The organism is Mesorhizobium sp. M0437, assembly GCF_040321335.1.
Lineage (GTDB): Bacteria > Pseudomonadota > Alphaproteobacteria > Rhizobiales > Rhizobiaceae > Mesorhizobium.
Genome location: NZ_JAMYRK010000006.1, coordinates 47525 through 67750, shown reverse-complemented (window position 1 = coordinate 67750; position 20226 = coordinate 47525). Strand labels below are relative to the sequence as shown.

Annotated in this window: 19 protein-coding genes; 11 read left to right on the top strand and 8 right to left on the bottom strand. The window is 63.0% G+C overall.

Annotation, left to right across the window (positions count from 1 at the left end):
- Positions 1–62 precede the first annotated feature (62 nt).
- The 3 genes from NKI72_RS06025 (at position 63) to NKI72_RS06015 (ending at position 2889) form a co-directional block, all read left to right on the top strand.
- Entirely contained in the window at positions 63–812 is a 750-nt protein-coding gene (locus NKI72_RS06025; RefSeq protein ID WP_352831675.1) for an electron transfer flavoprotein subunit beta/FixA family protein, read from the top strand.
- A 154-nt stretch (positions 813–966) separates the two neighbouring features.
- A complete protein-coding gene (locus tag NKI72_RS06020; RefSeq protein ID WP_352831673.1) occupies positions 967–1896 on the top strand; it encodes an electron transfer flavoprotein subunit alpha/FixB family protein in 930 nt (309 codons plus the stop codon).
- Positions 1897–2010: 114 nt separating this feature from the next.
- Positions 2011–2889, top strand: coding sequence for a 3-hydroxybutyryl-CoA dehydrogenase (locus tag NKI72_RS06015; RefSeq protein ID WP_023677945.1), 879 nt, complete (start codon positions 2011–2013; stop codon positions 2887–2889).
- 8 nt (positions 2890–2897) lie between these two features.
- On the opposite strand, the gene NKI72_RS06010 is transcribed toward NKI72_RS06015, so the two are convergent.
- Both NKI72_RS06010 and NKI72_RS06005 read right to left on the bottom strand, forming a co-directional pair.
- Entirely contained in the window at positions 2898–3536 is a 639-nt protein-coding gene (locus NKI72_RS06010; protein ID WP_352831671.1) for an NrsF family protein, read from the bottom strand.
- 1 nt (position 3537) lies between these two features.
- A complete protein-coding gene (locus tag NKI72_RS06005) occupies positions 3538–4080 on the bottom strand; it encodes a sigma-70 family RNA polymerase sigma factor (RefSeq protein ID WP_023677943.1) in 543 nt (180 codons plus the stop codon).
- A gap of 202 nt (positions 4081–4282) precedes the next feature.
- On the opposite strand from NKI72_RS06005, the gene NKI72_RS06000 reads away from it, so the two are divergent.
- The 3 genes from NKI72_RS06000 (at position 4283) to NKI72_RS05990 (ending at position 8122) form a co-directional block, all read left to right on the top strand.
- Positions 4283–5290: an iron ABC transporter substrate-binding protein gene (locus tag NKI72_RS06000; RefSeq protein ID WP_352831736.1), complete on the top strand. Its 1008-nt coding sequence runs from the start codon at positions 4283–4285 to the stop codon at positions 5288–5290.
- Between the two features lie 169 nt (positions 5291–5459).
- On the top strand, positions 5460–7043 hold the full coding sequence (locus tag NKI72_RS05995; RefSeq protein WP_352831669.1) for an ABC transporter permease: 1584 nt from the start codon (positions 5460–5462) through the stop codon (positions 7041–7043).
- Positions 7040–8122 carry an ABC transporter ATP-binding protein gene (locus NKI72_RS05990; protein WP_352615997.1) on the top strand — a complete coding sequence of 361 codons (1083 nt, stop codon included), beginning with the start codon at positions 7040–7042 and terminating at the stop codon, positions 8120–8122. Before NKI72_RS05995 ends, NKI72_RS05990 begins: the two co-directional genes overlap by 4 nt.
- A gap of 22 nt (positions 8123–8144) precedes the next feature.
- Here the strand turns inward: NKI72_RS05990 and ugpC are convergent, their stop codons facing one another.
- The 4 genes from ugpC to ugpB form a co-directional block, all read right to left on the bottom strand.
- On the bottom strand, positions 8145–9212 hold the full coding sequence (ugpC, locus tag NKI72_RS05985) for a sn-glycerol-3-phosphate ABC transporter ATP-binding protein UgpC (protein ID WP_352831667.1): 1068 nt from the start codon (positions 9210–9212) through the stop codon (positions 8145–8147).
- A gap of 7 nt (positions 9213–9219) precedes the next feature.
- Positions 9220–10068, bottom strand: a complete 849-nt coding sequence (ugpE, locus tag NKI72_RS05980) for a sn-glycerol-3-phosphate ABC transporter permease UgpE (RefSeq protein ID WP_352540185.1) — start codon at positions 10066–10068, stop codon at positions 9220–9222.
- 8 nt (positions 10069–10076) lie between these two features.
- Positions 10077–10961 carry a sn-glycerol-3-phosphate ABC transporter permease UgpA gene (ugpA, locus tag NKI72_RS05975; protein WP_352678081.1) on the bottom strand — a complete coding sequence of 295 codons (885 nt, stop codon included), beginning with the start codon at positions 10959–10961 and terminating at the stop codon, positions 10077–10079.
- 81 nt (positions 10962–11042) lie between these two features.
- Complete coding sequence (ugpB, locus tag NKI72_RS05970; RefSeq protein WP_352489428.1) at positions 11043–12353, bottom strand: sn-glycerol-3-phosphate ABC transporter substrate-binding protein UgpB; 1311 nt, start codon at positions 12351–12353, stop codon at positions 11043–11045.
- Between the two features lie 297 nt (positions 12354–12650).
- On the opposite strand from ugpB, the gene NKI72_RS05965 reads away from it, so the two are divergent.
- The gene (locus tag NKI72_RS05965; protein ID WP_352849983.1) at positions 12651–15083 is read left to right on the top strand and encodes a bifunctional diguanylate cyclase/phosphodiesterase; all 2433 of its coding nucleotides are present in this window, start codon (positions 12651–12653) and stop codon (positions 15081–15083) included.
- A gap of 2 nt (positions 15084–15085) precedes the next feature.
- Here NKI72_RS05965 and tlpA read toward each other — a convergent pair whose 3' ends face one another.
- A complete protein-coding gene (gene tlpA / locus NKI72_RS05960; RefSeq protein WP_023677933.1) occupies positions 15086–15769 on the bottom strand; it encodes a thiol:disulfide interchange protein TlpA in 684 nt (227 codons plus the stop codon).
- Positions 15770–15804: 35 nt separating this feature from the next.
- Here tlpA and argH point away from each other — a divergent pair, with 35 nt between their 5' ends.
- From argH to lysA, 3 genes are all read left to right on the top strand, one after another.
- On the top strand, positions 15805–17205 hold the full coding sequence (argH, locus tag NKI72_RS05955; protein WP_352849982.1) for an argininosuccinate lyase: 1401 nt from the start codon (positions 15805–15807) through the stop codon (positions 17203–17205).
- Between the two features lie 71 nt (positions 17206–17276).
- Positions 17277–17483: a hypothetical protein gene (locus tag NKI72_RS05950; RefSeq protein ID WP_352831665.1), complete on the top strand. Its 207-nt coding sequence runs from the start codon at positions 17277–17279 to the stop codon at positions 17481–17483.
- Between the two features lie 15 nt (positions 17484–17498).
- Entirely contained in the window at positions 17499–18767 is a 1269-nt protein-coding gene (lysA, locus tag NKI72_RS05945; protein WP_352831663.1) for a diaminopimelate decarboxylase, read from the top strand.
- 10 nt (positions 18768–18777) lie between these two features.
- Here the strand turns inward: lysA and NKI72_RS05940 are convergent, their stop codons facing one another.
- Positions 18778–19080, bottom strand: coding sequence for an ArsR/SmtB family transcription factor (locus NKI72_RS05940; protein WP_352471409.1), 303 nt, complete (start codon positions 19078–19080; stop codon positions 18778–18780).
- Between the two features lie 50 nt (positions 19081–19130).
- Here NKI72_RS05940 and NKI72_RS05935 point away from each other — a divergent pair, with 50 nt between their 5' ends.
- Complete coding sequence (locus tag NKI72_RS05935) at positions 19131–20072, top strand: threonine/serine dehydratase (protein ID WP_352540190.1); 942 nt, start codon at positions 19131–19133, stop codon at positions 20070–20072.
- Positions 20073–20226 lie beyond the last annotated feature (154 nt).

Sequence of the window (20226 nt, the reverse complement as noted above, 5' to 3'; positions counted from 1 at the left end):
GCACGCTGCTATAGCGCGCCCGACGAGCGTGAAAAGACTATCGTGAAAGAGGTGGCAGGCAAATGAAGATCCTTGTGCCCGTGAAGCGGGTTGTGGATGCGAACGTCAAGGTCCGGGTGAAGGCGGACGGTTCGGCGGTGGAACTCGCCAACGTCAAGATGGCGATGAACCCGTTCGACGAGATCGCGGTCGAAGAGGCGATCCGGCTGAAGGAAGCTGGCAAGGCCGAAGAGATCATCGTCGTGTCGATCGGGCCGCAGCAGGCACAGGAGACCTTGCGCACGGCGCTCGCCATGGGCGCTGACCGCGCCATCCTGGTCAAGACCGACGAGCAGACTGAGCCGCTGGGCGTCGCCAAGGTGCTGAAGGGCGTCGTCGAGGCAGAACAGCCCGGCCTTGTCATTCTCGGCAAGCAGGCGATCGACGACGATTCCAACCAGACCGGCCAGATGCTGGCCGCACTTCTCGGCTGGGCGCAGGGCACCTTCGCCTCCAAGATCGTGCTCGACGGTGACAAGGCCACGGTGACGCGCGAGGTCGATGGCGGCCTGCAGACGCTGGAACTGAAGATGCCGGCGATCGTCACGGCCGATTTGCGGCTGAACCAGCCACGCTACGCTTCTCTGCCCAATATCATGAAGGCCAAGAAGAAGCCGCTCGACGAGAAGAGCCCTGCCGATTACGGCGCCGACGTCAAGCCGCGGCTTAAAGTGATCAAGACCGAGGAGCCGGGCGGCCGCAAGGCGGGCGTCAAGGTCGAGAGCGTCGCCGAACTGGTAGACAAGCTGAAGAACGAAGCCGGCGTGCTCTAAGGAAATCCGATGAGGCCGGCCTGCAAACGGCCGGTTCTCCGCTTCCGGTGCTCACGTACTGAAGTACGCTCCGCTCCGGTTCTCGAAACCAACCGTTTTCGACTCGGCCTGACCGGATTTCAGGAGCCTCGAAGACGAAAGTCAGGAAAACATCATGGCTATTCTTCTGATTGCCGAACACGACAACGCTGCGCTTTCCGACCAGACCGCCAAGGCGCTTTCGGCGGCGCTCCAGATCGGTTCGGACGTGCATGTGCTGGTTGCCGGCAAAGGCGCCAAGCCGGCAGCGGACGCCGCCGCCAAGCTCAAGGGCGTCACCAAGGTACTGCTCGCCGACGCCGACGAACTGACCGAGCGTCTCGCCGAACCGCTGGCGGCACTCGTCGTTTCGCTTGCTGAGCCATACGAGACGATCATCGCGCCGGCGACCTCGTCGGGCAAGAACGTCGCGCCCCGCGTGGCGGCGCTGCTCGATGTCGCCCAGATATCTGAAATCATCGAAGTCGTGTCGCCCGACACCTTCAAGCGCCCGATCTATGCCGGCAACGCCATCCAGACGGTGCAGTCCAGTGACGCCAAGAAGGTCATCACGGTGCGTACCGCTTCCTTCCAGGCAGCGCCCGAGGGCGGTTCCGCGTCGGTCGAGACGGTCCAGGCGGCGGCCAATCCCGGCCTGTCGAGCTTTGTCGAGAACAAGCTCTCCGAGACCGACCGTCCAGAGCTGACCTCGGCCAAGATCATCATCTCGGGCGGCCGTGCGCTGGGCTCCTCCGAGAAGTTCCAGGAGGTCATCCTGCCGGTCGCCGACAAGCTCGGTGCGGCGGTTGGCGCATCTCGCGCCGCCGTCGATGCCGGCTATGCGCCGAACGACTGGCAGGTCGGCCAGACCGGCAAGGTGGTAGCGCCCGACCTTTATATTGCCGTCGGCATCTCCGGTGCCATCCAGCACCTTGCCGGCATGAAGGATTCGAAGGTGATCGTTGCCATCAACAAGGACGAGGAAGCGCCGATCTTCCAGGTCGCCGACTACGGTCTCGTCGGCGATCTCTTCGTCATTCTGCCGGAACTGCAAAAGGCGCTTTGACGCCTTCTGCCAAAGCGTATTAAATTCTGAGGGGTGGGGTAGACGAAGTCGCCCCGCCCTTTTAGTTTGCACTGCACAAAAAACGGGCCGCAAAGGCCTCGACGGGATCGGGTAATGAGCAAGATCGAGACGATCGGCATCATCGGCGCGGGCCAGATGGGTGGCGGCATCGCCCATGTGTCGGCGCTGGCGGGCTATAAGGTGCTGGTTTACGATATTTCGCCCGACCGCATCGAAAAGGGCATCGCTACGATCAGCGGCAACATGGCCCGTCAGGTCGGCTCCGGCAAACTCGAGGAAAAGCTGCGCAATGAGGCGATGGCGCGCATTTCGGCGGCACCGGCCATGGCCGACCTTGCGGGCGCCGATCTGGTGATCGAAGCAGCGACCGAGGACGAGACGGTCAAGCGCAAGATCTATGCCCAGCTCTGCCCGCAGCTCAACCCCGAGGCCATCCTGGCGACGAACACGTCATCGATCTCGATCACACGGCTGGCTTCGCAGACCGACCGGCCGGAACGCTTCATCGGCATACATTTCATGAATCCGGTTCCGGTGATGAAGCTGGTCGAACTGGTGCGCGGCATCGCCACCGAGGACCAGACCTTCGAGGCGGCAAAAACCTATGTGAAGCAGCTCGACAAGACGATCACCGTCTCGGAGGATTTCCCGGCCTTCATCGTCAACCGCATCCTGCTGCCGATGATCAACGAGGCGATCTACACGCTCTATGAAGGTGTCGGCTCGGTCGACGCCATCGATACCGCCATGAAGCTCGGCGCCAACCATCCGATGGGGCCGCTGCAGCTTGCCGATTTCATCGGGCTCGATACCTGCCTGTCGATCATGCAGGTGCTGCATGACGGGCTGTCGGATTCGAAATACCGCCCCTGCCCGCTGCTGGTCAAATATGTCGAGGCCGGCTGGCTCGGCCGCAAGACCGGGCGCGGCTTCTACGACTATCGCGGCGAGCATCCCGTTCCGACACGCTGATCGCCTCGCTACCAGCGCACAAAAAATCGTCCGCCGAGCGCCCCGAGCACGGCAAGGATGGCGACCGCGATCGTATACCAGGTGCCGACGAAAAGCGGCGAATCGTCAAAGCAATGAGCCGCATAGAAGGTCGCCGCCAGCCCGCCGGCAAGCAGGCCCGCGGCCGCACCGGCAAGCACCGGCCTTGTCGGCGCGCCATGGCGCAGCACCGCGAGAAAGACGGCAAGCGGGCCGATCCCGATCAACGGAATGAAGGTCAGGCAGATGACCATGTTCGTGCCGACCAGGCGCGTGCCCCAGTCGGACGCAGGCACGGCGAAGAGTTCGAGAATCACAGCCACAATCACCAGCAGCGGCGCGGCGACCATCCAGCTCACCGCCCGGCCGGTCGATGCACCGGGCGTCGACAGCCCACGCACCAGGACAAAGGCGCTGGCGGCAAGAGCAATCGTGAAGACGAATTTGGACAGGAACCGCATCGTGTGCATGGCGATCGCAATGTCGGGGCGCGGGCCGATCGTCAGCCAGAAAACCGCGGCCGCGATCACGATGGCCGCGCCGGCGGCAAGCCACCAGGCGGTGCCTAGCGGCAGCGCCTTGCTGCGGGCATCGGCGTCAAGCGCCTTGATGAAATCTTCGGTCCTCATGTTATTCCCGCCCCGCCCTGAACCGTTTGGCAATGGCGGCAAGCCCGCGGTGCAGTGACACCCGCACAGCCGTCTCGCTGATGCCGAATTTGGCCGCGGTCTCACCGATTGACCGGCCTTCGACCGATACGGCCGAGACGACGGAACGCTGTGCCGGCGGCAGGCTGTCGAGCGCCCGGTTGACGTCGCGCTCGCTCACCGTCTCCGATTCCGGCTCGGCAAAGGTCTCGGCGATTTCGTCGATCTCGATCTCGATCCGCCGACCGCGCCGCCGGAACGCATCGATCAGCTTGAAGCGGGCTATTGCATAGACCCAAGGCAGCACCGGCGCATCATGGCGCCAGGTGTGTCGTTTCACATGAATGGCCAGCAAGGTTTCCTGCACGACATCCTCGGGATCCACCCCGCCCTGCACGATCTTGCGCCGGGCAAAGCCACGAACGAGCGCGGCGATCCGGTGCAGAAAGTCGGCATAGGCCCTTTCGTCTCCGGCGATCGCGGCCCGCAGCAGCCGTGAAAGCTCGGCTTCGTCCTTGCCGCTCACAAGAGTTCACTCCCCGATATTCGCGTCTCGGCGCTGATTTGTTACGGGGCCGGCGAAATAATGTCCAAGGCAAATTAGCTGAGCATCACGAAAGTTTGCTCCTTTTGAGCGATTGAGTGGGTCAGCAATGTTGACTGCACCAGTCAGGTATTGGTAGGTGCAGCGTGCCAAGCCAAAGACCATCGAAATCGAGGACGACGCCATGAAATATGCTCTTTCCGCCCTTGCCGGCGCGACAGCACTTGCAATCAGCCTGATCGCCGGCCCGGCAATAGCAGAGGACGAGGGCATCGTCGTTTACAACGCCCAGCACGAAAACCTGACCAAGGCCTGGGCGGAGGGATTCACCAAGGAAACCGGCATCAAGGTTACCGTCCGCAATGGCGGCGACAGCGATTTCTCCAATCAGATCGTTGCGGAAGGCACCGCTTCGCCCGCCGATGTATTCCTGACGGAGAATTCGCCGGCAATGGCATTGGTCGAGGCGGCCGGCCTGTTCGCACCGGTCGACACCGAGACGCTGGCCCAGGTTCCGCAGGAGTACCAGCCGGCGAGCGGCAAATGGGTCGGCGTTGCCGCGCGCAGCACCGTCTTTGCCTACAACAAGACCAAGCTGAGCGCCGACCAGCTGCCCAAATCGCTGCTCGATCTCGCCGATCCGAGCTGGAAGGGCCGCTGGGCCGCTTCGCCCTCCGGCGCCGATTTCCAGGCGATCGTCAGCGCGCTTCTGCAGCTCAAGGGTGAGGCGGCGACGGCCGAATGGCTGAAGGCGATGAAGGAGAATTTTACCGCCTATAAGGGCAACAGCACGGTGATGAAGGCGGTCAATGCCGGCGAGGTCGAAGGCGGCGTGATCTATCACTATTACTACTACGGCGATCAGGCCAAGACCGGCGAGAACAGCAAGAACGTCGAGTTGCACTATTTCAAGCATCAGGATCCCGGTGCTTTCGTCTCGATTTCCGGCGGCGGCGTACTGGCCTCGAGCAAGCACCCGAAGGAAGCGCAGGCTTTCCTGAAATGGGTCACCGGCAATCGTGGCCAGGACGTGCTGAAAACAGGCGATTCGTTCGAATACGCAGTCGGCAAGGGCGCCGAGTCCAACCCGAAGCTGGTGCCGCTGGCCGATCTGCAGGCGCCGAAAGTCGACCCGACGACGCTGAACTCGAAAAAGGTGACCGACCTGATGACGGCGGCCGGCTTGCTTTAGCCGGCGTTCGTCCTAAAAGGGCAACCGACTGCGCTCCTGTGGGAATTCGCTTTCCACAGGAGCGCTCTGTTTTCAAGATGGCATTTGCCTATGACCACAAGCTACCCGCGAGATTATCCGCCGCCGATCGTTTCCGCCTCCGGGCGGAGCTGGCGCAACGTCTGATCTGATGCAATCCGCGATCGATCTCGCACGCCCAGGCTTGCCGGCCGACGCCACGGCCGTGCGGGCACGTCGTTGGTCGGTCTCATGGATTGCGTTGGCTGCCGTCTTTGTCTCGCTTTTCGCGCTGCTGCCGCTTGCCTTCATCGTCTGGGTGGCGGTGCAGACCGGCTGGGAAACGGTGGCGGCGCTGGTGTTCAGGCCGCGCGTCGGCGAACTTCTGGTCAACACCAGCCTGCTGGTGGTTCTGGCGGTGCCGATCTCGATCGTGCTGTCGGTCACGCTGGCCTGGCTGACCGAGCGCAGCGATCTGCCGGGTGCCCGCCTATGGTCCTGGCTGTCGGTGGCGCCGCTCGCCATTCCCGCCTTCGTCCACAGTTACGCCTGGATCACCATGGTGCCCAGACTGCACGGCCTGTGGGCCGGCGTGCTTGTGTCCGTCATCGCCTATTTCCCGTTCCTTTATCTGCCGGTGGCGGCGGCATTGCGACGGCTTGATCCCGCTCTCGAGGATGCAGCGGCAGCCCTTGGTCTCGGCCCGTGGCGTGTGTTCAGGCGTGTCGTGCTGCCGCAGCTCCGGCTCGCCATTTGCGGCGGCTCCCTGCTGGTCGGCCTGCATCTCCTGGCCGAATACGGGCTCTATGTCTTCATCCGCTTCGACACCTTCACCACCGCGATCGTCGACCAGTTCCAGTCGACCTTCAACGGTCCCGCCGCCAACATGCTGGCCGGCGTGCTGGTGACCTGCTGCCTTGTGCTGCTCGGGCTGGAGGTGCTGGTGCGCGGCGAGGAGCGCTATGCCCGCGTCGGTTCGGGTGCTGCGCGCCAGCAGCAGCGCACGGGCCTTGGGCGCGCCACCATTCCTTGCCTGCTGCTGCCTGCCATTACCACGCTGCTGGCGCTCGGCGTACCGTTCGCCACTATCGGCCGCTGGCTCATGGCCGGCGGCGCCGATGTCTGGCGGCTCGACGAGATCGGCCTGGCGCTTGGCCAAACGCTGTTCCTAGCAATTGCCGGCGCGCTGCTTGCCACCGTCGCGGCAATGCCGATGGCGTGGATTTCGATCCGCGCGCCGGGGCGGCTGCAACGCGTCCTGGAGGGCTGCAACTATATCGTCGGCGCGTTGCCCGGCGTTGTCATCGCCCTGGCGCTGGTCACCATCGCCGTGCGTATCGCTATGCCGCTCTACCAGACCCTGTTCACCATCCTGGTCGCCTATGCGCTGATGTTCCTGCCGCGCGCCCTGATTAGCCTCAGGGCGTCGATCGCACAGGCGCCGGTCGAGCTCGAACGCGCCGCCTCCAGCCTCGGCCGGTCGCCGCTCAAGGCGCTGTGGTCGACGACCATCCGCCTGTCGGCGCCGGGCGCCGCAGCCGGCATGGCGTTGGTCGCGCTGGGTATCATGAACGAATTGACCGCAACCCAGATGCTGGCGCCCAACGGCACCCGCACGCTGGCCATGGCGTTCTGGTCCTATAGCGGCGAGATCGACTATGCGTCGGCGGCGCCTTATGCCCTGATCATGGTGGCGATGTCGCTGCCTTTGACCTGGTTGCTCTACGTCCAGTCGAAGCGGATGGCCGGGCGATGAGCTTTCTCGAGCTGAGCGGCATCCACAAGCACTACGGGCCCGTGGCAGCACTTGCCGGCGTCGACCTCAGCGTGGCCAGCGGCAGCCGTACGGCAATCGTCGGGCCGTCCGGTTGCGGCAAGACCACCTTGCTGCGGCTGATCGCCGGCTTCGAGGCGCCGGACCAGGGCCGCATCGTGCTTGATGACGAGGTGCTGGCCGATGGCGACACGGCCGTGCCGGCGCATCGCCGCGGCATCGGGCTGGTGGCGCAGGACGGCGCTCTATTCCCGCATCTGAGCATCGCCGCCAATATCGGCTTCGGCATGGGGCGTCACGAGGAAAAGCGCAGTGAGCGCATCGCCGAGCTCGCCTATGTCGTCGGGCTGGACAAAGGTATCCTGAAGCGCCGTCCGCACGAACTCTCCGGTGGCCAGCAGCAGCGCGTCGCGCTCGCCCGCGCCATGGCCATGAAGCCGCGGCTGATGCTGCTCGACGAGCCGTTCTCGGCGCTCGACACCGGCCTGCGCGCCTCGATGCGCAAGGCCGTGGCCGAGCTCCTTGAAACCGCCGGCATCACCACCATCCTGGTCACCCACGACCAGGCCGAGGCGCTGTCATTCGCCAGCCAGGTCGCGGTGATGCGCGACGGCAAATTCTCGCAGGTCGGCACGCCGCGCGAGCTCTATTTCAAGCCGAAGGACAGGATGGTCGCCGAGTTCCTTGGCGACGCCATCGTCCTGCCGGCAAGGATCGCCGATGGCTTCGCCATCTCGCCGCTCGGCCGCATCGCTGTCGACAGCTCGGAGCGGCGCGACGTCGCCCGCATCATGCTGCGGCCGGAGCAGGTGTTGCTTAAGCGCACATCGCGTGAAGGCATGTCCGGCACGCCGGACATGCTGTTCGGCGAGGTGACAGAATCGGAGTTCGCCGGCTCGATGTGCACCATCGCGGTGCGTCTGTTGAACAGCCCCGATCCGCCCGACGCCGCCGCTATCGGCAATACGCCGTTGATCCTGCGCAAGCCGGGCATGGACGCGCCGGCGATCGGCGAGATCGTCCGGCTGACCGTGTCGGGCAAGGCGCATGTGTTTGCCTGAACGGTTTTGCGCAAGGCCGACTTCAATCGACCCGTTTGCCCGCCTGATCGAACCAATGCAGCTTTTCGGACCTGGCCACGACGCGCAATTGGTCGCCTGGCTTGGCGCTGGCGCGGCCTGAGACGCGCACGACGATGCGGTTGCCGGCTGCCACGCAATGGAGAAAGCTTTCGGCACCGACCGGTTCGACCGCTTCCACTGTTGCCGGCAGCGCGAGCGCGCCGGCCGGCGCCTCTGCCGCGAAGGTGATGTCGGCGTCCTCCGGACGAAAGCCTAGTGTCACTGCCTTGCCCTGTCGAGGCGCCAAGCCAATCACAGTACCGTCCGCCAATACCGAGCTTGGGGAGGCCCCTGTGAGCGCCAGCAGATTCATCGGCGGTGCGCCTATGAACGAAGCGACGAAGGTCGAGGCCGGTTTCTCGTACACATCAAGCGGCGCGCCGGTCTGCTCGACCAGGCCGGCGTTCATGACGACGAGGATGTCGGCCAGCGTCATCGCCTCAAGCTGGTCGTGCGTGACATAAACCGAGGTGACGCCAAGCGAGCGCTGCAGATTCTTGATCTCGATGCGCATCTGCCCGCGCAATTTCGCATCGAGGTTGGACAGCGGTTCGTCGAACAGGAAGACCTTCGGGTTGCGCACGATGGCGCGACCCATGGCGACGCGTTGGCGCTGACCGCCGGAAAGCTCGCGCGGGCGCCGGTCGAGCAGCGCCGAAAGCTCCAGCACCTTGGCAGTCGAGCGTACCCTGCTGTCGATCTCGTCATTCGGCGTGCCGCGGTTGCGCAGGCCATAGGCCATGTTGTCATAGACCTTCATATGTGGGTAGAGCGCGTAGTTCTGGAACACCATTGCGATGTCGCGCTCGGTCGGGCCAATGGCGTTGACCACCTTGCCGTCGATGGCGACTGTACCGGCAGAAATCGTCTCCAGCCCGGCGATCATCCTCAGCAGCGTAGACTTGCCGCAGCCGGAGGGGCCGACCAGCACGCAAAGCTCCTTGTCGGGAATGGCGATGGAAACGCCCTTCACGGCCTCGACGCCGCTGGGATAGATTTTCCTGACATCCTTCAGATCCACGGTCGCCATCGGCTTCTCACTTTTCGGATTCGACCAGACCGCGCACGAACCAGCGTTGCATCAGCACGACCACCAGGATCGGCGGCACGATGGCCAGCATTGCCGTGACCATCACCAGGTGCCATTGGGTGTCGGCATCGGCGAAGGAAACCATCTTTCTCAGCGCGATGACGATGGTATTCATGTCGTTGCTGTTGGTGACGAGCAGCGGCCAAAGATACTGCGTCCAGCCATAGATGAAGAGGATCACGAACAGCGCGGCGATGTTTGTCCGCGACAGCGGCACCAGAATATCGAAAAAGAAGCGCCATGGCCCGGCACCGTCGACACGCGCCGCCTCCACCAATTCGCCCGGTATGGTCATGAAGAACTGGCGAAACAGCAGCGTTGCGGTGGCTGAGGCGATCAGCGGGACGATCAGGCCGGCATAGGTGTCGATCATGCCGAGATCGACCATCACCTTGTAGGTCGGCAGGATGCGCACCTCGACTGGAAGCATCAAGGTGATGAAGATCAGCCAGAAGAAGGTCATGCGCAGCGGAAAGCGAAAGAACACGATCGCGTAGGCCGACAGGATCGAGATGAAGATCTTTCCCACCGCAACGCCGAGCGCCATGATCATGGTGTTGAGGAGCAGCCTGCCGACGCTGACCCCGCCGATACGACCGATGCCGCCGAACAGCGCCTCGCTGTAATTGTTCCATAGCTGGCCGCCGGGCAAGAGCGGCAGGGGCGGCCTGAGGATCGTTTGCAGCGTGTGCGTCGAGGCAACGAAGGTGTAGTAGATCGGAAAAGCCACGATCAATATGCCGAGGATGAGCACGGCATGGGCGATGAAGGTGCGGAGCGGGGACTGGCCGATCATCGCTGCCCTCAGCCGTAATGGACTTTGCGTTCCACATAGCGGAACTGGATCGCTGTGAGCGCAATGACGATGGCCATCAGGATGACCGACTGCGCCGCCGAATCGCCCAGGATCAGATTGACGAAGCCGTCATTGTAGACCTTGTAGACCAGCGTCTCGGTCGTCTTGCCCGGCCCGCCGCCGGTGACGGCATGAACGATGCCGAACGTGTCGAACAGGGCATAGACGGTGTTGACGACCAGCAGGAAAAAGCTTGTCGGCGCAAGCAGCGGGAAGACGATGGTCCAGAAGCGCTTGGTTTCGCCGGCGCCGTCCATGGCCGCCGCTTCGATCAGCGTTTTCGGCACCGCCTGCAGGCCGGCGACGAAGAACAGGAAGTTGTAGCTGATCTGCTTCCAGGCAGCAGCCGACACCAGCAGGATCATGGCGTGGGTGCCGTTGAGCAGCGGGTCCCATACGATGCCGAGGCTTCTCAGCAAATAGGCCAACGAGCCGATCGAGGGATTGAACAGGAAAAGCCAAAGCATGCCGGCAATCGCCGGCGCCACGGCGTAAGGCCATATCAACAGTGTGCGGTAGAGGCCTTTGCCGCGCACGGCCTTCTCGGCCATGACCGCGAGCAGCAGGGCCACAACCATGGCAACGATCGCGGTCGCAAGAGAGAACACTACGGTGACCTTGATCGAGTTGAGGTAGGCCGGATCGGCCAGCACCTTCCGGAAATTGGCAAACCAGACGAACCTGCTCTTCAGCCCGAACGGGTCTTGCCTGAGCATCGACTGGTAAAGCGCCTGACCGGCCGGCCAGTAGAAGAAAACCAGGGTGATGGCGAGCTGTGGCGCCACCAGCAGGTAGGGCAGGATCTTGTTGGGAAATACGACGCGTGGAGACAGGCTGATTTCCCTCGCTATCCAGGTGTCGCCCACGCGAGCCCGCGTGGGCGATATTCCAACCGACTAACCGAGATAATCCCGTCAGTTCTCCAGCGCTTCCTTGATCGCGACGTTGCCGCGCGCAACCGCATTGTCGAGTGCCTGCTGGGCGGTTTGCTGGCCGGCCAGCATCTTCTCCAGCTCCTCGTTCTGGATATCGCGCACCTGCGGCAGATTCGGCAGGCGCACGCCCTTCGAGTTGTCGGTCGGCGCCTTGCCCGTCATCTGCAGGATGGGTGTCTCGCGGCCGGGGTTTTTGTCATAGAAGCCTGATTTCTTCGTCGCCTCATACGCGGCGAGCGTCACAGGCAGGTATCCCGACTTCTGGTGCAGATATTCCTGCACATCGGTCTTGGACAGATAGGCAAAGAAGGCGGCGACACCCTTGTATTCCTCGTCCGACTTGTTGCCGAACACCCACAGGCTGGCACCACCCGGCGTCGTGTTCTGTGGTGCGCCCTTGGCGTCGGTATCATACGGAAGCTGGCCGATGCCATAGTTCATGCCGGACTTGACGATATCGCCGAGGCCGCCCGACGATTCGGTGAAGATGCCGCATTCGCCGGCGAGGAATATCTGCTTGGCTTCGGAGGTGCGTCCGCCATATTTGAACGTGCCGTCCTTGGCCAGGCCAGCGAGCGCCTGGAAGTGGTTGACGAAAATCGGCGCATTGATCTTGAGTTCGACATCACCTCCAGCCAGGCCATTCTGCTGGGTGGCCCAAGGCACGTCATTCCACGCCGCGAAATTCTCCAGGTGGATCCAGGTCAGCCAGGTCGAGGTATAGCCGCAAGGGGCGGCGCCGCTCGTCTTGATCTTCTTGGCAGCTTCCCACACCTCGTTCCACGTCTTGGGCGGATTGTTCACGTCGAGGCCTGCCTTCTGGAAGATGTCCTTGTTGTAATAGAGGATCGGCGAGGAAGAGTTGTAGGGGAACGATAGCATGGTGCCGTCCGGCTTCGAATAATAGCCGACGATGCCGGGCAGATACTGGCTCTTGTCGAAAGTCATCCCGGCGCCGGTCATCACATCGGCCACCGGCTTTATCGCACCCTCGGCCGCCATCATCACGCCGGTGCCGACGTCGAACACCTGGAGGATATCGGGCGCTTGCCCGGCACGAAAGGCAGCGATGCCGGCATTCAGCGTCTCCGGATAGGTGCCCTTGAACACCGGAACGAGCTCATAGTCGCTCTGGCTGGCGTTGAAATCCTTGGAGATCTTGGCGACGACCTCGGCGTTGGCGCCGGTCATGGCGTGCCACCAGCTGATCTGCGTGACGGCGAAGGCGGAGGTGGTGGAAAGCAGGGTCACGGTGGCGGCGATACCGGCCGCAAAGCCGAAGAACTTCATGTTTCATCTCCCGTTTGTCATTGGCGAAAGGGGCACTTCCGCAAAGCCAATATGTGGCGCTGATGACAATCGGACAACGGTTTTATTGCGGATCAATGAACATCATTCCTTCCTAAAGTGCACTCGCTACTGAAACCGGGCGCCAGAAATCACATCACCGTCTTTTTGGGCGCAGCGGCGTCGGTTTTCCCCCGAAAAGACCCGCCGCATGGCCCACGGGTTAACCATTCGTTAAAATCTCCAAGAGCTAATCAGTCACACCTCCCCTGTTAATTTTGGCAGACCGAGTGAACCAGGATGCTGACGGTCTATAATTGTATTGTAAGTCAGCACGATCCGAGACTGGTTGCGCTTGCCGCACTCATCTGTGGAATTTCTTGCTTCTCGGCGGTTAATCTCCTTAAGCATGTCGGCCGATCGACCGAGCGAAACCGGCTTGTCTGGCTGATGATCGCCGCGGCCTCGACCGGGTTCGGCATATGGGCGACGCATTTCATCGCCATGACCGCGTTTACGCCGGGAATACCGAATGCATACAATCCGGGATTGTCCGCCTTTTCGCTTGCCGCCGCCATTATCATGACCGCGCTTGGGATGTGGGTCGCCACCTTGCGCCGCGGCATCGACCATTTCCTCGTCGGTGGCGCCATTCTGGGCGGCGCCATCGCGACGATGCACTACATCGGCATGGCAGCTTTCGAGGTCGAAGGCCGGGTCGCATGGAACCTGCTCCTTGTCGCGATATCGCTTCTGGCCGGCGTGACCCTCGCGGCACTGGCGCTCCTTGTCGTCTTGCGCCGTCCGTCAGCGCTCGCGACTTTCGGCGGCGCCGCGCTTTTGACGCTGGCGATTTGCAGCTTGCATTTCATCGCGATGGCTGCGGTGTCGATCATTCCGGATTCCTCGATTGAAATATCCGAACATTCCATCGAGCCCATTTCCCAGGCCTTTGCCGCAGCGGTCGCCAGCCTGATAATCCTTGTGCTATCGGGTGCCGCGCTGTGGATCGACCTGCGCTTTCGCCGCCAGAAGCTCGAGGCCGATCGCATGCACGATCTCGCCAATGCGGCGGTGGAAGGTCTGATCGTTTGCGATGGCACCCGCATTGTCAGCGCCAATGACAGTATGGCGAAGCTGACCGGAACAGCGACAGCCACCCTGAACACGATGCAATTCGGCGAGCTTTTCGACGGACAGAGCGCAGCCGATATGTCCGGCTTCGGCGAACAGGCGCAGGAAGCGAAGGTAAGGGGCAGCGACGGGGCGAGAATTCCTGTCGAGCTGATCGCCAGGAAAATCACCTACTGCGGCAGGCCTCATACGGTGCTTGCCGTTCGCGACATCCGTGAGCGCAAGAAGGCAGAACAAGAGATCCTCCGCCTCGCGCATTTCGATCCGCTTACCGGGCTTGCCAATCGGCGGAGCTTTTCTTCCCGGCTGGAAGCAGAATTCGCCTCAATGGATCGTGGCGGCAAGGATGGACATCTGGCGCTCCTGCTGCTTGACCTCGACCGGTTCAAGCAAGTCAACGACCTCTATGGCCACGGGGCCGGCGATGCTATGCTGCAGAAGCTGGCGCACTGCATTTCCGGCATCCCGCGCCACGGACAGATGCTCGCGCGTCTCGGCGGCGATGAATTTGCCATCATAGCTCCGAACCTCCCCGACCCCCTGGCCGCAGGCCGGATAGCCGAGGACTTGCTGGCGGCGATCCGGGAGGAAAACAGGGTTTCGGTCGGCTCCGGCCTCGTCTCGGCCAGCATCGGCATCGCCTTCTTTCCGCTGGATGCCGAAGACCAGGCCGGCCTGATCAGCCATGCCGACACGGCACTCCATCGCGCCAAAACCGAAGGCAGGGACACTTATCGGTTTTTCGAGATAGCCATGGGCACCGCGGCCCGCGACAAGCGCGTGATGGAGCATGAATTGCGCCAGGCGATCGCCCGCAAGGAGTTCCACCTCGTCTATCAGCCGCAGAAGGAGATCCGCGGCGGCAGGATGATCGGCTTCGAAGCCCTGGTCCGTTGGCAGCACCCTGAGCGGGGTGACATTTCTCCGGCCGTTTTCATCCCCGTGGCCGAGGACAGTGGCGCTATCGCGCAGATCGGCGACTGGGTGCTGACGACGGCTTGTAACGATGCTGTTCGCTGGACAAACCCGCTGATGGTCGCCGTCAACGTCTCCGCCGTGCAACTTCACAATCCGAATTTCAGCCGCAAGGTGCACGACGCATTGACGAGATCCGGCCTGGCCCCCGGCAGGCTCGAACTGGAGATCACCGAAACGGCCCTGGTGAAGGACATGCCGCGCGCGCTGGCAACCTTGAGGCAGGTCAAGGCGCTTGGCGTGCATGTGGCGATGGACGATTTTGGCACCGGCTATTCTTCGCTGTCCAACCTCAGCGCCTTTCCCTTCGACAAGATCAAGATCGACGGGTCGTTCATCAAATCGGTCGACAAGAACGCCCAGTTCGCGGCGATCGTTCGCGCCGTGCTGGGGCTTGGACGCGGTCTCGGCCTACCGGTTCTGGCAGAAGGCATCGAGACGCCGGGTGAATTGCAGTTCCTAGACGCCGAGGCTTGCGAGATCGGGCAAGGCTACTACCTCGGCAAACCGGCTCCGATCGAGACATTCGGGGAACTGACGGGCGTGGCCGCTCCGGCAATCCGCACCGCCAGCCGACGCGGCGCAAGCATTGCCGTGCTCAAGCCGCGCCTGCGCACGGTCTGAGCCTATCCCGGCTGAAGCGCCGCCTCGACCAGACGCTTGGCATCCGGCCCCGACCATTCGGCCGGGCCATTCATATGGGCGATCAGGCAGCCTTGCCCATCGATCAGCATGGTGACCGGCAGACCGAGCGCCAGGCCGCGCGTCTTGACGTCGTTGAACAGCGCCATCGTGGCATCGCGATAGTAGCCGAGCGACTTGACGCCGGTGTCCTCCAGGAACTTCTTCGGTTTGGCATCGTCGCCGGCATCGACGTTGACGGCAACAACCTGAAACGCATCGCTGCCCATCTCCTTCTGCAGCGCATCGAGCGCGGGCATTTCGGCGCGGCAAGGTGCGCACCATGTCGCCCACAGATTGAGCAGCACCGTCTTGCCGGCATGATCGGCGATCGTCGTCGGCTTGCCGTCGGGGCCGTTGAAGGCAAGGCTTTTCAGCGATTGCGGCGGATCCGCCGGCAAAAGCGCGGCAACCTGGCCGGTGGCAGCGGCGGCGATCTTCTTGGCACGGTCGGTCTTGGCGGCGCAGGCGACGTCGTCCTTGCCGCCGCCGGCGGCCACTTGCGCGGGCGCCTTGTTGCCAGAACTGCTTTCCCTGACATATACCGCGACCGCGCCGGCCAGCACGCCCGCAACCAAAGCGGCGAGGATGAGACGCAAAGCCGGGAAAAATCTATTGCCGTCTGCCATTTTTCAAAAACTGCTCCGGAGCACGGGTTATAGCGATGAACGACAAGAAGGCCAGCAACCAGATGTGGGGCGGACGTTTTGCCTCGGGTCCGGCCGCAATCATGGAAACGATCAACGCATCGATCTCGTTCGACCGCAAACTCTATGCGCAAGATATTCGCGGCTCGATCGCCCATAGCCAGATGCTGGCGCAAACGGGCATTATTTCGGCGGCCGACCAAAAAAAAATCGCTCACGGGCTGAACACGATCCTGGCAGAGATCGAGGCTGGTACATTTGAGTTTTCGACCAGGCTGGAAGACATCCACATGAATGTCGAGGCCCGTCTGGCCGAGCTGATCGGCCCCGCCGCTGGCCGCCTGCATACCGCCCGCTCGCGCAACGACCAGGTGGCGGTCGACCTCAGGCTGTGGGTCAAGGACGAGTGCTTTCGCGTCACCGAGGCGCTGAAGGGCCTGATCACGGCGTTCCTGGATCGGGCCGAGGAGCATGCGGCAACGGTGATGCCGGGCTTCACCCACATGCAGGCGGCGCAGCCGGTGACCTTCGGCCACCACTGCATGGCTTATGTCGAGATGTTTGCACGCGACCTGTCGCGCGTCCGCGATGCGATTGAGCGGATGGATGAAAGCCCGCTCGGCGCCGCCGCCCTCGCCGGCACCAGCTTTCCCATCGACCGGCACCAGACGGCGAAGGCGCTTGGCTTCCGCGAGCCGATGCGCAATTCGCTCGACAGTGTTTCGGACCGCGATTTCGCGCTCGAGTTCCTGGGCTTGGCGGCGATCTGCGCGACGCATCTGTCGCGGCTGGCCGAAGAGATCATCATCTGGTCGACGCCGCAATTCGGCTTCGTCAGGCTATCGGATAGTTTCTCGACGGGTTCGTCGATCATGCCGCAGAAGAAGAACCCGGACGCTGCCGAACTGGTGCGCGGCAAGACCGGCCGCGTCACCGGCCATCTCGTCGGCCTGCTGACGGTGATGAAGGGCATGCCGCTGACCTATGGCAAGGACATGCAGGAAGACAAGGAATCCGTCTTCGACGCGGCCGAGACGCTCGACCTGATGCTGGCGGCGATGACCGGCATGGTGCGCGATATGACGGTGAACACTGCCGCGATGAAGAATGCGGCCGGCGCCGGCTATTCGACTGCGACCGACCTCGCCGACTGGCTGGTGCGCACGCTCGGCCTGCCGTTCCGCGAGGCGCACCATATCACTGGTCGGGCGGTGGCGCTGGCCGAGGAGAAGAAGGTCGGGCTCGACAGGCTTTCGCTGGAGGATCTGCAGTCCATTCACCCCGGTATCGGCGCCGACGTGTTTTCGGTTCTTGCCGTGCAGAATTCTGTAAAGAGCCGCACGAGCTTCGGCGGCACCGCGCCGTCCGAGGTGCGCAAGCAGATCCGCTACTGGAAAAAGCGGCTCGCCAAGGCGTAAGACGCGGGGTGCAATGGCCGCAAAACTCGGCTAGAAGCGGCTGCGGGCAACAGTTTCGGACGGATGGCACGATGACCGGAAGCAGGATTTTGGTGACGCTGACGCTGCTGGCGGCAATGGCCACCGTTGCGGCCTGCGGCAGGAAGGCTGCGCTCGACACGCCGTACGCGGCAGCCGTGCAGGCCCGCAAGGACGCCGAGAAGGTCAAGCAACCCTTGCCGCCGGAGCCGGAAAAACCTGTCGAGGACAAGAAATTCATCCTCGACCCGCTGCTCTGATTTCGGACCAATCTCGTGAACCATTTCGACTACCGCGACGGCGCGCTGCATGCCGAGGACGTGGCGATATCAGACATCGCCGCCAGCGTCGGCACGCCGTTCTACTGTTATTCGACGGCGACGCTGACCAGGCATTTTCGCGTCTTCACCGAGGCCTTTGCCGGGCTCGATGCTCTCGTCTGCTATGCCATGAAGGCGAATTCCAACCAGGCCGTGCTTAGGGTGCTGGCAAGGCTCGGCGCCGGCGCCGACGTGGTCTCGGAGGGCGAATTGCGCCGCGCTTTGGCGGCCGGCATCCCGGCAAGCAAGATCCTGTTTTCGGGCGTCGGCAAGACCGCGCACGAAATGGATTCTGCGCTCTCGGCCGGCATTCTCTGTTTCAACGTCGAATCCGAACCGGAGCTGGAGCTGCTGTCGGCCCGCGCCACCGCGCTGGGCAAGATCGCGCCGATCTCGCTGCGCATCAACCCGGATGTCGACGCCAGGACGCACAAGAAGATTTCGACTGGGAAGGCCGAGAACAAGTTCGGCATTCCGTGGCAGCATGCGCGGAAGGTCTATGCGCGCGCGGCTGAGCTGACGGGCATCAAGGTCACCGGCATAGACACCCATATCGGCAGCCAGATCACCGAATTGCAGCCCTTCGACGACGCCTTTGCGCTGCTGGTGGAGCTGGTCGGCGCCTTGCGCTCCGACGGTCATGCCATCGAGCACATCGATGTCGGCGGCGGCCTTGGCATTCCCTACCGCGTCGACAACAACCCGCCGCCTTTGCCCGATGCCTATGCCCGGATCGTCAGGAAACATGTTGCCAAACTTGGGCTGAAGGTAATGTTCGAGCCAGGCCGGCTGATCGTCGGGAATGCCGGCATCCTGGTGTCGGAAGTAATCTTCGTGAAGGAGGGCGACGCCAAGAACTTCCTCGTCGTCGACGCCGCGATGAACGACCTGATCCGGCCGACGCTTTACGACGCTTTTCACGACATCAAGCCGGTGGCGCAGCAGCCGGCCGCTGCACCACGCATGAAGGTCGACGTCGTCGGCCCGGTTTGCGAGACCGGCGACTATCTCGGGCTCGACCGTGACCTGCCCCGGCTGAAATCCGGCGACCTGATCGCTGTCTCCACCGCCGGCGCCTATGGCGCCGTTCAGGCCGGCACCTACAATACCAGGCTGCTGGTACCGGAAGTGCTGGTCGACGGCGACCGCTTCCACGTTGTGCGTCCGCGCCAGACCTATGACGAGCTGATCGGACTGGACTCGGTGCCGGACTGGTTGGAGTAGAACTCTGCAGCTACAGCCGGTGCTGAATGAGCGCCCTGATTTCGGCGATTCTGTCCTCATTCCGGCGATAGAATATCCACTGCTTGATGCGCTTGCTGCGCAAAAGCCCTGCCTGGGTGAGCACGCGCATATGCTCGCTGAGCGTAGCCTGGGTGATCCCCAGCCTCTCCGCCATCAGCAGCGCGCAGACGCCGTCCTCGACCAGATCGCCGTCCGTCTGCGGCGGAAAATGCGCCCGCGGGTCCTTGAGCCAATCGAGGATCTGGAGCCTGCGCTCGTTGGCAATCGCTTTGAAAACGTCGACCTCTTGCATTTAGGCACTTTGCCAAGTTACTAAGTAATGTCAACTCTGGGAGTGAAAGCATGCTGCACGGCCACACGATCACACGCGAGCGCATTGCGGCGATAGAACCCCGCATCCGGCCCTTCGTGCGCCACACGCCGGTGCTGCGCGTCGACATGGCCGATTTCGGCCGCCCGCCCCTGCCTGTCGACCTGAAGCTTGAGTGCTTGCAGCATTCCGGCTCGTTCAAGGCACGTGGTGCGTTCACCAATCTCCTCGAACGGCCGGTTCCTGCGGCCGGCGTCGTCGCCGCGTCGGGCGGCAACCACGGTGCCGCCGTCGCCTATGCCGCCATGCGGCTCGGCCACAAGGCGACCATCTTTGTTCCCGAAGTGAGCCCGCAGGCCAAGCTGGACCGCATCCGCGGCTACGGCGCCGAGTTGATCGTCGGCGGCGCCCGTTATGCCGAGGCGCTGGCCGCCAGCGAGAGCTTCGCCGAAAGATCCGGCGCGCTGCAGATCCACGCCTTCAACCAGGAGGAGACGCTGGTCGGGCAAGGCACGCTCGGCCTCGAGATCGAGGCCGACCTGCCGAAGCTCGACACCCTGCTGGTCGCCGTCGGCGGCGGCGGGCTGGTCGGCGGCATCGCTGCCTGGTTTTCCGGCCGCATCAGGATAATCGCGGTCGAGCCGGAGGGTGCGCCGACGCTTCATCGCGCCTTCGAGGCGGGCCGACCCGTCGACGCGCCGGCTGAGGGCATCGCCGCCGATTCGCTCGCGCCAAAGCGTGTCGGCGAAATGATGTTTCCTATCGCCGAGGCATTCGTCGAGCGCTCGATCCTGGTCGGCGACGACGACATTATCGCCGCCCAGGCGGCGCTGTGGGACCGCGTGCGAATCATCTCCGAGCCGGGCGGTGCGGCCGCCTTCGCGGCGCTCCTGTCCGGCCGCTACGCACCGGCTGCAGGCGAGCGCGTTGCCGTACTGGTCTGCGGCGCAAACGCCAATCCGGCGAAATTCTGACAATATCCGGGGCATTATTGTTCACGTTTTGGGGAACCGCCTCGCCTTCGCCGTGTTTGTTGGTATCCTTAGGGCGATGTGCATCCGCTTGGACGCACGGAGTACGCGCTAAGATTTTAGGTCTTCGCATCGTGCTTCCCGAAAATCGACTTTT